This window comes from Paenisporosarcina sp. TG-14, from assembly GCF_000297555.1.
Lineage (GTDB): Bacteria > Bacillota > Bacilli > Bacillales_A > Planococcaceae > Paenisporosarcina > Paenisporosarcina antarctica.
Window position 1 is genome coordinate 24321 of record NZ_AMGD01000042.1, and the last position, 14487, is coordinate 38807.

The window sequence follows — 14487 nt, forward strand, 5'->3', positions numbered from 1 at the left end:
GGACAACCCTACAGTTGAATAAAGTATGAAAATCATGGGGAAAATCATCTATATGCCAGTACATAAAAATTTGTATTTAAGGGTGTGGAGTTTTTGTATGTCTTCATAATGGGATTGCTTGCAGGAATCATTTCATCGCTCTTATTAATTCTGGTACTCGTTCGACCTCTCATGAAATGGGTTTTTGGACATGTGACAAAACTTATAATGACTGAGAGCTATGAAGAAAATATATGGGAAGCTGTTACGGCATCTAGACGATTTTCACCAATCACAAATGTTGAAAATAGTTTACGATCAGAATCAGGGAAAACCATTGAAAGACCCTTTGGTACGGCACGAAAATTCATGAATTTTGATGGGCTTATTTTTTCTCCTGCGCAACTTGCTACACTACCAACTTCAGAAAACATTTACATTGATACGAAAATAGTAATAGGACCCTATGCCAAAAAACCATTAAGATTAGATATCCCTATTTTACTTGGCGCTATGGGCTATGGGGTTGGAGTCAGTGAGAAAGTAAGAATTGCTTTTGCAAAAGGAACGGCTGCTGTGGGTACGGCAACGAATGCAGGAGAAGGTGGATTTTTACCAGAAGATCGTAAAAATGCCAAGTATCTGATTATCCAATATGGGAAAGCAAAATGGTCAAAAGAGCATGAGATTTTAAAACAAGGGGATGCCATTGAAATTCATATTGGGCAAGGGGCTCACGCTTCTGCGGCCTCTGAAATTTTGCCTGAAGCTTTGAAGGGAAAATCCAGAGAAATCATGGGAATAAAGCCAGGTGACAATGCCATAATTCCCTCGCGACACAAAGAAATCAATCACAAAGATGACCTTAAACCGCTTGTGAAATATCTTCGAGAAGTGACCGGTGGTGTCCCGATAGGTGTTAAAATTTGTGTTGGACATAAGCTTGAAGAAGACATGGAAAGCTGTATCCATGCTGAAGTGGACTTTATTTCTATAGATGGTGGTCAAGGGGGCTCGAAAGGGTCTGCACCAATCCTAGCAGATGATTTTGGACTTCCAACGATATATGCTTTGTCACGCGCTGTTCAATATTTAGAGAAAAGAAAGGTTAAAGATAAAATTAGTCTGCTCGTTGGAGGCGGATTCTTTACACCAGGAGATTGTTTTAAAGCACTTGCTCTTGGTGCTAATGCTGTTTATATGGGAACGGCTCCACTATGGGCGATGACTCATACTCAATTAATGAAAAGCATGCCCTTTGAGCCACCCACACAATTGACCTATGATTCCGGTAAGTTGAAAGATAAATTGGATGAAGAAGAAGCAGCTATTTATCTCGAAAAGTTTTTCCTCTCCTTTGTGGAAGAGATGAAAACAGCCGTTCAATCTCTTGGCAAAACGTCCATTACGGATGTCAATATCGAAGATTTAGTGGCCTTGGATGAAGTAACAAGCAATATTACTAAAGTGCCTTTAGCGTATCAACACAATGAGAAAATAAATAAAAGAAGACTTTAAACAAATCATTTAATAATGAGCTAGATGGCACTTTGTTCTTTTTAGGAAAATGTACCATAATATCCTTGGAGAGCACTTACAGAACCGATAGTAGCGCTGCGAAAACTAAACTAACTGGCCCCCTACATACCTCGTGTTCCGGGGTATTTTTGTGGAATAAATTGCGCGAATGGGATATAAATCAATTTAAACACGAATAAACCGTGTTCAAACAGGAATAAACTGCGTTTGAACAGGAATAAAACACTTGCTAACGGGAATAAATCAAAATGAACAGGATTAAACTCAGTGGCTGAGATAGATGTAAATAGTGAACTGCATTGAAATCGCCCTCAACAACATCAGGGTATTCCGAGTAGTCTTATCTAGGGTATAGATATTTTAGTTCAGGAACGCCTGAAATAATATGAAAAAAGAAGCTTCCTACTCGAGGAAAGCTTCTTTTTTATTAGTTGGAAACATAAAAATAGTGACAAATAAATAACAAATGGGAAGTAAGGACGCGAATGCTACTATACCTATCCAACCGAAGTTAGTCCAAATCGGGCTAAGAAGTGAGCTTCCTGCTGCTACACCCACATAATACGCTACTAAGTATAGGCTTGACGCACTGCCTTTATGATGCGTCGCTTTTTGGCTCACGGTAGTAGCAGTAAGCGAATGTGCAATGAAAAATCCGAGGCAATTCAAGCAAAGTCCAATTGCAATAACTGTGAAAGAGCTGAAAATGGTCAGGAATGCCCCTAATGATAAAGTTAAAATGGCAATGAATCGAATACGGTCAAGTCCGAAGCGGATGGCTAAATTTCCTGCAATTGGGGAACCCACTACCCCGAAGCCATAAGCAAAATACAGCATTGACAGTTCTTGAAGGGACAGGTTGAATGGAGGATTCTGCAAATGAAAAGGCATGAATGTCCAGATTCCTGTAAATGATAGTTGCAAGATGATACCGAAACCGAAGATTGACAACAATAAGGGATTTTTCAAGTGTACAAGAAACCCTTTTAGGTCATCCGATAAGAGCAAATCATCTGAAGTAAATCGTCTTGATGCAGGGAGTAGAAAGAATATCGCTCCAAATAAAACAACTCCGCTGATCCCAAGGATATTAAAAGTGGTTTCCCACGAAGAGTGGTCTGTTATATATCCCGTTACTACTCGTCCAATTAAACCGCCAAGTGCATTGCTAGCAATATAAAGACCCATAGCAAATCCAACGTGTCGCCTATCGATTTCTTCAGCCATGTATGCAATTGCGGCAGCAGGAACTCCTGCAAGGGCGAATCCTTGAATCAATCTAAACAATAGTAGCAACTCAAAGGAATCAAAGAGTGGGATGAGAAAGAACGGAAACGCAGCAAACAGCAAAGAAAATTTGATAGAAAGCGTGCGTCCATAGCGATCTGACAAAAAGCCAAGAAGCACGAGTCCTATAATTAACCCAATAACCGTCAGTGACATTGATAGACTTGCTGTGGCGACCGATACATCGAATTCATCTACAAAAACGGGCAATAAAGGCTGGACTGTATAGAGTGCTGCAAAGATAAAAAGCGAAGCTAATAGTAATCCAGCTACAATACGCCAGAAACCTCGATCTTTGATTGTATAAGGAGTAGAGAGGGACATGATATCACATCATTTCAACGAATTATTTTCCATTTATCGTATCGCACTTATTTGATTAGCACAAATTATTGGAGGATAATTCCATTAGGATGTCTTTCAGGGTATAAAATTATTTTTGGAATATTCATTAAAAGGGTTGTTATATAATAATATATAAAATATAATTGCTGTTATATAACAAAAAGAGGGGCGATCATGTGATTAGAAAAAATGGTTTGAAAATCGCAAGTGAATTTTATCAGTTTGTTGAAGAAGAGGCAATACCAGGTAGCGAAGTTTCTAGTGAGGCATTTTGGTTAGGGTTTAGTCAGCTCATTGAGGAAATGAGCCCAAAGAACCGAGAACTGTTAACAACTAGAAATGAGCTCCAGGAAAAAATTGACCAGTGGCATAAGCAAAATAGTTGGTCTGAAAACCGAGAAAATTATGAGTCATTTTTAAAAGATATTGGTTATTGGGAGTCTAAAGGAGAGTCCTTTAAGATCAATACTATAAATGTAGATGATGAAATTACCATACAGGCAGGACCTCAGCTTGTTGTACCAGTCAATAATGCGCGCTATGCCATTAATGCAGCAAATGCGCGATGGGGAAGCTTATATGATGCTCTTTATGGAACAGATGCAATTGATGAACAAAATGGTGCGGCAAGAGGAGCTACATATAATCCAGTTAGAGGACAAAAAGTTGTTGACTTTGCACGTAACTTTTTAGATCAAATTGCTCCTTTAGAGAAAGGGACGCACACTCTTTCGACTGAATATCGAATTGAACAGGATCAACTTGTCATTATTCAAGGTAGCGAGAAAACTGTTTTGCAAGAGCCATCTAAATTTATCGGATTTAATGGAGATAAAGCTTCGCCAACAGCGATTCTACTTCAAAACAATGGGCTGCATGTAGAGATTCAATTTAATCGACAACATCCAATCGGTAAGACAGATCCAGCTGGTGTAAAAGACTTACTAATTGAATCTGCTATAACGACGATTATGGATTGCGAGGATTCAGTGACAGCAGTTGATTCAGAAGACAAAGTATGTGTGTATCAAAATTGGCTGGGGCTTATGAATGGAACCTTAACTGCAACATTTAAAAAGGGTCAACGTGATGTAACCAGGACGTTAGATGGTGATAGAAAGTATCACACGGTAAGTGGGGCAGAACTTATTTTACGTGGGCGTTCACTATTACTTGTGCGTAATGTTGGTCATTTAATGACATCTAATATGATTTTAGATCAACAAGATCAGGAAGTTCCAGAAGGAATCATAGATACCGTGATTACTAGTTTACTTGCCAAACATGAATTATTGAATAAAGGAATTCATCGTAATTCCGAAAAGGGTTCTATATATATCGTGAAGCCGAAAATGCATGGCTCAGCAGAAGTTGCATTTGCCAATGAGTTGTTCAATTGGGTAGAAGACCTTCTTGGCCTTGACCGTTATACTGTGAAAATTGGTGTAATGGATGAAGAACGAAGAACATCATTAAATCTTGCAAACTGTATACGTGAAGTGAAAGAACGAATTGTTTTCATTAACACAGGATTTTTGGATCGAACGGGAGATGAAATTCATACCTCGATGCAGGCTGGTCCTGTAATTCGTAAAAGTGAGATGAAAAATTCCAGATGGCTTCAGTCCTATGAAAAATCAAATGTAGATACAGGTTTAACTTGTGGGCTTCAAGGACGTGCGCAAATCGGCAAAGGTATGTGGGCGATGCCTGATCTCATGAAGGATATGTTAGAACAGAAAATTGGTCATTTACAAGCAGGAGGAAATACAGCCTGGGTACCATCTCCAACGGCAGCAACTTTGCACGCTCTACACTACCATCAATTGTCTGTTACGAGTGTTCAACAAAGACTAATAAGTGAGATTCAAGATAGAAGTACTGATATTTTAACGCTGCCATTAGCTGCGGGCGAATGGTCAACGAGGGACATCCAACAAGAGCTAGATAACAATGCGCAAGGGCTTCTTGGTTACGTGGTCCGTTGGGTAGAGCACGGTGTTGGCTGTTCAAAGGTTCCTGATATTCATAATATTGGGTTAATGGAAGACAGAGCGACACTGCGTATTTCAAGTCAGCATATGACAAATTGGCTTCATCATGGTGTATGTACAAAAAATCAAATACTAGAAACGTTAAAGAGAATGGCTAAAGTTGTTGATGAACAAAACAGTGCAGATCCACTATATCAACCTATGTCAGTTAATTTTGACGAATCTATTGCTTTCCAAGCAGCCTGTGAGCTTATCTTTGAAGGGGAAAGCCAGCCAAGCGGATACACTGAACCTATTTTACATCGTAGACGCCAAGAGTTTAAGGCGCGTATATTTGCTACCAAGGAGTGACAGGTAGTTATGTAGTATTAGCGTTTTAAACGGCTAGAAAATGATTAGTTTTAAAAAAAAAAAAAAATTATATGCAACTGTTATAAAACAGTTGCATATAATGAATTACTGTTATATATTAGATTAACAATAAATAAATGGAGGAATTCAGATGAGACTACAACAAGCTGTAAAGCCAAGTAGAGAAATGATTGAAAAGTGGATTAATCAAAATGTTTTGGCTGGCAAGACGGATGAAGAGCTTGAGGGTACCCTTTTTGTATACGGGAACGAAGCACATAGCTTAATTAAAACACCCTCAGGAGAATGGGCAATAGAGCCACAAGAAGTTAAGCAAGTAGTTATCTTTAGAAAAGAAGAAACTGAACCTGTAAATATGTGTCGTGCATGCGGACAGGATTACACAAGTTTCAAAGAAGCGATTCAGTGTTGTGCCTTTCTAGATTAATTTTTTTGACTTAGCTGTTATATAACAAAAAATATAGAATTATTATGTAGTATAACAAATTCATATAAAGGGAGAGAATAAAAAAATGACAAATCGCAAATTACAAGCTGAACAATTAACGGAGAGCTGGACTCAAGATCGCTGGAACGGTGTAGAACGACCATACACAGCTGAAGATGTAGTGAAACTAAGAGGATCAATCGTTGTTGAACAAACACTTGCCACTTTAGGTGCTAATCGACTATGGGATCTAGTAAACACAGAAGACTATGTAAATGCACTTGGTGCTCTAACAGGAAATCAAGCTATGCAACAAGTAAAAGCAGGCTTAAAAGCTATTTACTTGAGCGGATGGCAAGTTGCGGCAGATGCCAATCTTTCAGGTCATATGTATCCAGACCAAAGCTTATATCCGAGCAATAGTGTACCTCAAGTAGTAAAAAGAATTAACCAAACGTTACAACGTGCTGATCAAATTCAGCAAGCAGAAGGAACAGGCGACACGTATTGGTTCGCTCCAATCGTAGCAGATATGGAAGCAGGTTTTGGTGGAACACTTAACGTATTTGAATTAACTAAATCGATGATTGAAGCAGGAGCTGGCGGTGTGCATTTAGAAGATCAGTTATCTTCTGAGAAGAAATGTGGTCACTTAGGTGGTAAGGTATTACTACCTACTCAAACAGCGGTACGCAATTTGATTTCTGCACGATTAGCAGCTGACGTTATGGGCGTGCCAACAATTATTATTGCTCGTACAGATGCAAATGCAGCTAATTTAATCACAAGTGATGTTGATCCATATGACCGCCAATTTATTACAGGAGAACGCACGCCAGAAGGTTTCTATCATACAAATGATGGTATTGATCAAGCAATTTCTCGTGGCCTTGCGTATGCACCATATGCAGATCTTATCTGGTGTGAAACATCTGAGCCAAGTATTGAAGAAGCACAAAAGTTTGCTGATGCAATTCACGCAAAATTCCCTGGCAAGCTTCTAGCATACAATTGCTCACCATCGTTTAACTGGAAAAAGAAATTGGACCAAGAAACGATTGCAACTTTCCAACAACAACTTGGTCAAATGGGTTACAAATTCCAATTCGTAACACTAGCAGGATTCCATGTTCTTAACTACGGAATGTTCGATCTTGCTAAACGCTATAAAGAATCAGGAATGGCTGCTTATTCTGAATTACAAGAAGCTGAGTTCGCTGCTGAAGAAAGTGGCTACACAGCAACTCGTCACCAACGTGAAGTTGGAACAGGTTACTTTGACGAAGTTTCACTTGTTATTTCAGGTGGAACATCATCTACAACTGCTTTAAAAGGTTCAACTGAAACGGAACAGTTTCAAAAAGCATAAAATCTAGTAATCATTTAATCTAGGAATTTATATTAATTAGCCTTTTCTTGAGAAAACTTCGAGAAAAGGCTATTTTTTGAATGTATTTCTATATCGCTTGAATAAGGCTTCAGGTCTAATGAAGATATACGTACTTGAGTGACAATCGAATTAACCAAAGAGTTTTTCTTGGAACAAAGTTACTGAACTGTGAGTGCAGAGGTAGCTTTTGTGTAAATATGTAAAATGAGTTTTAAAGGTGCTATTTTTATAAATCAAAAGTATTCAATTTTAAGAGAATATATATCTATTCGAGAGAAGTGAAGAAAATAGCGTTACTTTTTCAACTGATTTGCTGAATTTTTGGGGTATATTCAATGAATATTTAGATGAGCGTGTGCTCAGTTGGAAAATTTGGCGTTTCAAGTTGGAATTGAGTAAATATGGAATAAATGTTGTTTCTTTTTCAGTAGAATAGAAATTGGTTAGCAAGAACTTCTTGTTAAATGCTCAACTAAATATAAAATCTAAACGCAAAAAATACGTTGTCCCTCTATCATTCTGAATCTAAATCGCATAGTATCGTATCTAATAAACTTTTTTAACAAGGGCAATAGCCTGAAGGAGGAAACATATGACGAGGGACATAGATACACAACTGCAGCAATACAAGATACAACGAAAAAATCGAGGTTGTTTATTGATTCGTTGTCCTGATCAGCCGGGCATTATTGCCGCTATTTCACGCTTTTTATTTCAATACAATGCGAATATTATAGAATCCAGCCAGTATTCAACTAATCATGAAAGTGGTAACTTCTTTATACGCATCGAATTTGATTGTCCATCTCTCCCAGATCAAAAGGAAGAAATTAAAACTAGATTTTTAGGGATTGCTGAGAGATTCTCGATGGAATGGAAAATGACGTTTCCATCAGATGTGAAACGTATGTCTATTTTTGTATCTAAAGAGCTTCACTGTATTCGAGAGCTTCTCTTTGAATGGCAAAGTGGTGACTTGATGACGGATATCGTTTTAGTTATTAGCAACCATGAGGATGCCAGAGAGTTGGTTGAGAGCTTTGACATTCCATTCGTACATATTCCAGCAAGTCGAGAAAACCGTCAAGATGTGGAGACTCAACAACTGACATTATTGGAAGCATATGCAGTCGAATTGATTGTCCTAGCTCGTTATATGCAAATATTGACTCCTGCATTTGTAGAAGCTAACCCAAATCGTATTATTAACATTCATCATTCTTTTTTACCAGCCTTTGTTGGCGCACGTCCGTATGATCGTGCTTACCAACGAGGTGTTAAGCTAATTGGTGCAACTTCTCACTACGTCACGAACGATTTAGATGAAGGTCCAATCATTGAACAAGATACGATGCGCGTTGATCACAGAGATAATATCGACGGAATGAAAAAAATAGGTCGTTCCATCGAGCGTAGTGTGCTAGCTCGTTCGGTTAAATGGCATCTTGAGGATCGTATCATCGTAGATGGCAATAAAACCATTGTGTTTTAAATAGATTGCCGCGAAGTGTGAGAATGTGACATGAAAAAAGGAGCTGTCCTAAAAGTCATAAAATATGACTAAGGGCAGTTCCTTTTTCTTTTTAGTATAGGTAGATTTCCGTTTCAACGCACTTTCATGTTTCGAAGCTAGCGAAGCGATGCAGCGCACTATCATGTTTCGAAGCTAGCGCAGCGATGCAGAAACAGAAACAGACGGACGCTTTCCGGGGGCATGGCCTCAGCCTCCTCGACGAGCAAGCTCGTCTGTGGGGTCTTCCGCTCATGCTATTCCCGCTGGAAAGATATGGACGAACTGTAATCCGTCCAATATCTTTGCGACGAGTAACCGCAGGAGCACATGTTTTCTCGCCGTCTTCCACTTCAATCATCTTAAGTTTATCATGTGCAAAACAGACAACTATTACTATTTACAATGTTCAAATGTAGATCCAGAAAAAAGAATTATTTTTCTTCATTTTGAGGACTAATTAGACAGCCACTTTTAACTAAATAAGAAAGTATAAGATTTTTCGAGCAATATCTTTGTACTTGGAGTTGTTATGTCTAGCTCGCCAGCTCACACCTAAGCTTCAGACCCTCATGCGGAAACAATTATCCGAATCGGTTCTTCCAGCGCCGGTGATGAGCTAGATAGAGCTTTCTGCTTTTCTTATTTCTATTTATCTTCTTTTTTCTTACTAGCTTTTTGCAAACGCTCAAATCTTCGTAAATCTGCTTTCCGAATTGGGATTGGTTCTTTCTTCAGCAGTTTGCTAATTGAGATGATGAGCAAAAGTAATAACACCGTAAATGGCAAGGCAGAAATTAGAGATGCCGTCTGGAGTGCTTCTAGTCCACCCGCAAATAACAGGACACCTGCAATTGCCGACATCAAGAAGCCCCAAACAAGTTTTGCAAATATTGGTGGTAAAAGGCTCCCGTTCGTCGTCATGCTTGCTAAAATGTAAGTTGCCGAATCAGCGGAGGTGACAAGGAACGTAAAAATCAAGATAATCGATAACACTGACAATATCGTGGTTAAAGGCAAATGCATATACGTTTGAAAGAGAGCTGAAGTTAAATCTGCATTAACAGCCTCCGCAATCCCTGTTTGTTTGTTCAAATCGTTCCACAAAGCTGTACCACCGAACACTGCAATCCAAAGACATGCAATAGCCGGAGGAATAACCATGACACCAACGATGAATTCACGGATTGTGCGTCCTCTCGAAACACGGGCCACAAATGCTCCAACAAATGGAGACCATGCAATCGCCCATGCCCAGTAGAAAATAGTCCAATCCCTGACCCATGTTCCTTGCTGATAAGGTTGTAACCTTAGGCTGTATTGAATGAAATTTGTAAAGTAATCACCAATTGCCAACGTAAATGTTTCAAGAATGAATACTGTAGGTCCTGCAATAAACACAAACGCCATTAGTATCAGGGCGATTCCTAAATTGAGATTACTGAGATAGCGAATTCCCTTATTTAATCCAGTTGAGGATGAAATCATATAAGCAACAAATATCACAAGAATAATGATAAGTTGTACGGAAAACGAAGTACCTGTATTAAAGACAGCATCCAATCCGCCATTAATTTGAAGAATTCCAAGTCCTAATGAAGTTGCGATTCCCATTACAGTTGCTATTACGGCAAATGAATCGATGCCGACTTTCACCGAACTGTTGGTTCCTGTTATAGGTTCTAAAGCTGTGGATACGAGACCGTTCTTTTTCTTTCGATATTGTATAAAGCCCATAACTAAGCCGACAATTGCAAAGACGGACCACTGACTAACACCCCAATGGAAGAAAGAATAGCCCATAGCGATACGAGCTGCTTGTTCTGTCTGAGCTTCTGCACCCGAAAGTGGTGATGCGAAGAAATGACTCATAGGCTCTGCAACTCCCCAAAACACGAGACCTACACCAAAACCAGCCGAGAACAGCATGGCAATCCATGTGAAGAATGGAAACTCTGGTCGTTCATCATCTCCGCCGAGTCGAATTGTTCCGTATTTGCTAATAGCTAAGCCAATCAAAAAAATAATTATAATAAAGACGGCCAACAAATAAAACCAACCGAAATTGACGGTTGTAATAGAAAATAGTGATTTTGCTACACTATCGAATTTGGCAGGGATTGTGGCACCCAAAATAACGAGCACGAAGATCACTGCCGATGAAATTGTAAATACTGGATTTTTCCAAATATCTTTATTCAGCAGAATCGCCTCCTTTATTAGTTTGTCCTAGTATAGCAAAAAACCAATAGATTTTTCCAATAGTGTTCCTGCATGATTGCAAGTGTTACTTAACGCTAGTTAACTTTAGCTGCTTGAGAATTGAAAGAAAGTACATGAATAAACGAAATAAAAAAAGCCACAAAGTTTATAGTGGCTTTTATTTCTGCGTCTTCAAAAATATTTACTAAATAGTTCCAGGTGATTTTTGCTGACGATGTCTTGTGAGAATAATGGGATATAAATTAATTGTTGTTTTGTAAATGTATCTGTAATCAATTGAGTATACTTTCTCTCATGCTTTTTACGTTCTTGGAAAAAAGCTCCATCTACTTCTTCTGGTAATACTTTATTGATGATTAAGGTTTTGACGTGCAAATCATATTTATGAAGTAATTCAATAGCTTTTTGTGTCTCTAAAATTGGAAGACGTTCTGGATTTAAAACAAAGATAAATCCTGTCTCTTTTTCACTTAATAAAATGTCTCTTGCCTTGGAAAATCTCTCTTGTCTAGTTTTTAATACTTCATAAATAGGATCTTCAACCGGTTCACCATCATTTAATAGTGCTGAATAATTTTCGTTGGTTTTCTTGCGCTTTTCAAGCAATCCATTAATCCACACACCCATTAACTCAGGCAGTGTGAGCAGGCGAATAGTGTGACCAGTTGGTGCCGTATCAAATACCAATTTATCGAAGTTAGCACGTTCTTCTAATATAATCGAAATCAATTTATCAAATAAGGCAGCTTCATCGGCACCTGGAGAAGCTTTCGCCGTATCAAGCTGACGATGAACTTCTTCCATCATGCCAGAATGAACAATACCTTTAATATTTTCTTTAACACCTTTAATATATTTATCTGTTTCTATTTCTGGATCAATTTCAAGCGCATGGAGATTTTTCGAAATTTCAACGGTTTTCCCTCCGATTTTTTGATTGAAAATATCCCCAACATTGTGAGCAGGGTCGGTTGAAACTAGAAGGGTTCGATTCCCTTGTTGAGCTAATTTCCATGCAATAGCAGCAGCAGAAGTTGATTTACCAACACCACCCTTACCGCCTACAAAAATGATGCTTTTATCTAACACTTCCATGGCAATTCTCCTTTCTGTGAAAACGAGCTTGTCCTAACAACAACGAATACCTGTCATAGGTGATTTTTCCATTCCCATTCTTAAGTGCCAATCATGAAATTTCTCAATCATGTAGGGGTAAAGCTCAAGTGTGTAGTAATAAACAGGGTTTGGAATGCCAATCATTTCTGAGTAAAGTAGCAGAAGAAATAAATCGTCTTCATTTCTCAACTCCCTAGCGATTTCCTGTCGATGTGGCATGCTTAATACTTCCTCGTAAAAAGCGATAAGTTGCTTCACTTTATCCAACATCATTTGTATTCACCTCTTTTTAAAAAATAGAGGAAAAGGATCATGAAAAAATGATCCTTTTCCTCATTAAATCAATCGTTTATTAATCGTCTAAATCAATTTTCGAGTCATCATTACTTCTCAAAGATGAGATGGCTGTTAGGATAATCCAAATAGCAAACCCCATAATAATCGCTCCGAAAATAAAGAGAAGAGGACTTGAGTTACTACCCCAGAACGCCCACTGGAAAACGACTTGCTGGACCATAGCCCATAATGTCATGAATAAAATGAACATCATTGGTATGAGAGTAACTAAGTAATTTCGACCAAGTCTTTTCAGCCAAATTGTGATAAGGAGTAAACTAATTCCAGCTAGTAATTGATTGGCCGTACCGAATAACGGCCATAGCAGGAATCCACCAGATCCAAATCCATTTGGTCCTTCAGGAATTAGTACAAGAGCAGAACTTGAAACAACAGCAATCGTAGTAGCTACATGTGTTTTAGCTATAACAGGTACTTTGTATTCAACGCCAAGCTCAGCAATAATATAGCGCATAAGTCGAACGGATGTATCAAGAGTTGTAGCTGCAAAACTTACGACAATAACTGAGACAATCGTTGCAGCCACTTCAACAGGAATTCCTAAACCAGCTGCAAGTTGACTTGCCCCTTTAACAAAGGTGCCAAGGCCACCAGCACTAGCTGCACCGAAACTGCTATACGTTGCTAAGAAGTCTTCTTTTGTTGGGAACATTGTAATAACAGCAATAATGGCAATTAGTGCAAGGACACCTTCACCAACAGCTCCTGCATAACCAACAAAACGTGCATCAGTTTCTTTATTTAACTGTTTAGACGTTGTTCCTGATGACACAAGTCCGTGGAAGCCTGAAATTGCTCCACAAGCAATTGTAATGAATAGTAGTGGGAACCAAGAAACGTCATCTGCACCAGGGTTTGTCATTGGAGCAGTGATTTCTGGCCTGGTGAATAATAACCCAAGATACAAAATACCTAATCCAACAATAAGTTGGTGGGAGTTTATAAAGTCACGTGGTTGTAAAAGTCTCCAAACAGGTAGTGTAGAAGCAATATACACATACACCATTAAGATGATGATCCAAATAAAGAATGCGGTAGAGACTGCACCTAATCCGAAGAATCCTGCAGCATCTGCTCCGCCCATATATTTCACAAGGTCGATTTGTAAGAAACCAACTTTAGCAGAAATGATGGCTACAAAATACATAACAGCAAGTGCAATCAAAGAAGGAACAAGCATTTTTGCATTCTTTTTATAAACAATGTGACCAATCCAAAGTGCTAATGGAATTTGGATAAATACTGGTAATACACTTGATGGGAATGTAATAAATAGATTGGCAATAACCCATGCGAATACAGCGTTGACCATTAGAACAAGAATAAGAATGATGAATAAAAACAATATTTTTGCTCGTTGACCAATAAGCTTGTTTGCTAGTGTTCCAATCGATTGACCTTTGTTTCTCACTGAAATAACTAGCGTTCCAAAGTCGTGTACTCCAGCGGCGAATACGGTACCAAGTACGACCCAAATGATTGCTGGAAGCCAGCCCCAATATACGGCGATTGCAGGGCCTAGAATTGGTGCGGCACCTGCAACTGAAGTGAAGTGGTGACCCCAAAGGACAAATCTATTCGTTGGAACAAAATCTACCCCATCTTTAAAACGATGTGCAGGTGTGACGTAGTTCGGATCTAAACGAAATATTTTTTCTGCAAGAAACTTTGAATAAAATCGATAACCGATAACGAATATGAAAAGACTAATTGCTGCAATTGCAATTGCATTCAAAATATATTCCTCCTTTATAAAGTGTGTTTGTCTCATGTTATAACAAGTATTCTATGAAACATATAATTATGTAAGCGTTTAATAACTCACTACTATGGTAAAGCAAAAAAATAGTAATGTAAATATTAGAAATATTTAGATTAAAAAATAGTGAATAATGTAAGTTTTAATAATGGAATAAATGAAGAATTTCATGTCAAAAAAATGGGGAAA

At 38.4% G+C, this 14487-nt stretch carries 10 protein-coding genes; 5 read left to right on the forward strand and 5 right to left on the reverse strand.

Features of this window, described 5'->3' with window-relative positions; translation table 11 throughout:
• Nucleotides 1-108: 108 nt before the first annotated feature.
• Nucleotides 109-1497, forward strand: coding sequence for an FMN-binding glutamate synthase family protein (locus tag C406_RS0113045; RefSeq protein WP_051005508.1), 1389 nt, complete (start codon nucleotides 109-111; stop codon nucleotides 1495-1497).
• Between the two features lie 423 nt (nucleotides 1498-1920).
• Here C406_RS0113045 and C406_RS0113050 read toward each other — a convergent pair whose 3' ends face one another.
• Entirely contained in the window at nucleotides 1921-3129 is a 1209-nt protein-coding gene (locus tag C406_RS0113050; RefSeq protein ID WP_017381084.1) for an MFS transporter, read from the reverse strand.
• A 197-nt stretch (nucleotides 3130-3326) separates the two neighbouring features.
• Here C406_RS0113050 and C406_RS0113055 point away from each other — a divergent pair, with 197 nt between their 5' ends.
• The 4 genes from C406_RS0113055 to purU all read left to right on the forward strand — a co-directional run bounded on the left by C406_RS0113055 (nucleotide 3327) and on the right by purU (nucleotide 8825).
• Nucleotides 3327-5495: a malate synthase G gene (locus C406_RS0113055; RefSeq protein WP_017381085.1), complete on the forward strand. Its 2169-nt coding sequence runs from the start codon at nucleotides 3327-3329 to the stop codon at nucleotides 5493-5495.
• A 151-nt stretch (nucleotides 5496-5646) separates the two neighbouring features.
• Nucleotides 5647-5943 carry a hypothetical protein gene (locus C406_RS0113060; RefSeq protein WP_017381086.1) on the forward strand — a complete coding sequence of 99 codons (297 nt, stop codon included), beginning with the start codon at nucleotides 5647-5649 and terminating at the stop codon, nucleotides 5941-5943.
• 85 nt (nucleotides 5944-6028) lie between these two features.
• On the forward strand, nucleotides 6029-7312 hold the full coding sequence (gene aceA / locus C406_RS0113065) for an isocitrate lyase (protein WP_017381087.1): 1284 nt from the start codon (nucleotides 6029-6031) through the stop codon (nucleotides 7310-7312).
• Between the two features lie 613 nt (nucleotides 7313-7925).
• On the forward strand, nucleotides 7926-8825 hold the full coding sequence (purU, locus tag C406_RS0113070) for a formyltetrahydrofolate deformylase (protein ID WP_017381088.1): 900 nt from the start codon (nucleotides 7926-7928) through the stop codon (nucleotides 8823-8825).
• Nucleotides 8826-9491: 666 nt separating this feature from the next.
• Here the strand turns inward: purU and C406_RS0113075 are convergent.
• The 4 genes from C406_RS0113075 to C406_RS0113090 form a co-directional block, all read right to left on the reverse strand.
• The gene (locus C406_RS0113075; protein ID WP_026045703.1) at nucleotides 9492-11045 is read right to left on the reverse strand and encodes a BCCT family transporter; all 1554 of its coding nucleotides are present in this window, start codon (nucleotides 11043-11045) and stop codon (nucleotides 9492-9494) included.
• A 192-nt stretch (nucleotides 11046-11237) separates the two neighbouring features.
• Nucleotides 11238-12161 carry an ArsA family ATPase gene (locus tag C406_RS0113080; protein WP_017381090.1) on the reverse strand — a complete coding sequence of 308 codons (924 nt, stop codon included), beginning with the start codon at nucleotides 12159-12161 and terminating at the stop codon, nucleotides 11238-11240.
• Between the two features lie 33 nt (nucleotides 12162-12194).
• Entirely contained in the window at nucleotides 12195-12455 is a 261-nt protein-coding gene (locus C406_RS0113085; RefSeq protein ID WP_017381091.1) for a cory-CC-star protein, read from the reverse strand.
• A gap of 79 nt (nucleotides 12456-12534) precedes the next feature.
• Nucleotides 12535-14274 carry a carbon starvation CstA family protein gene (locus C406_RS0113090; protein WP_017381092.1) on the reverse strand — a complete coding sequence of 580 codons (1740 nt, stop codon included), beginning with the start codon at nucleotides 14272-14274 and terminating at the stop codon, nucleotides 12535-12537.
• Nucleotides 14275-14487 lie beyond the last annotated feature (213 nt).

Excerpts from the sequence above, each read along its gene's own strand:
- C406_RS0113045 (WP_051005508.1), top strand. The coding sequence starts at position 109 with ATGGGATTGCTTGCAGGAATCATTTCATCGCTCTTATTAATTCTGGTA.
- C406_RS0113050 (WP_017381084.1), bottom strand. The coding sequence starts at position 3,129 with ATGTCCCTCTCTACTCCTTATACAATCAAAGATCGAGGTTTCTGGCGT.
- C406_RS0113060 (WP_017381086.1), top strand. The coding sequence starts at position 5,647 with ATGAGACTACAACAAGCTGTAAAGCCAAGTAGAGAAATGATTGAAAAG.
- aceA (WP_017381087.1), top strand. The coding sequence starts at position 6,029 with ATGACAAATCGCAAATTACAAGCTGAACAATTAACGGAGAGCTGGACT.
- purU (WP_017381088.1), top strand. The coding sequence starts at position 7,926 with ATGACGAGGGACATAGATACACAACTGCAGCAATACAAGATACAACGA.
- C406_RS0113080 (WP_017381090.1), bottom strand. The coding sequence starts at position 12,161 with ATGGAAGTGTTAGATAAAAGCATCATTTTTGTAGGCGGTAAGGGTGGT.
- C406_RS0113085 (WP_017381091.1), bottom strand. The coding sequence starts at position 12,455 with ATGATGTTGGATAAAGTGAAGCAACTTATCGCTTTTTACGAGGAAGTA.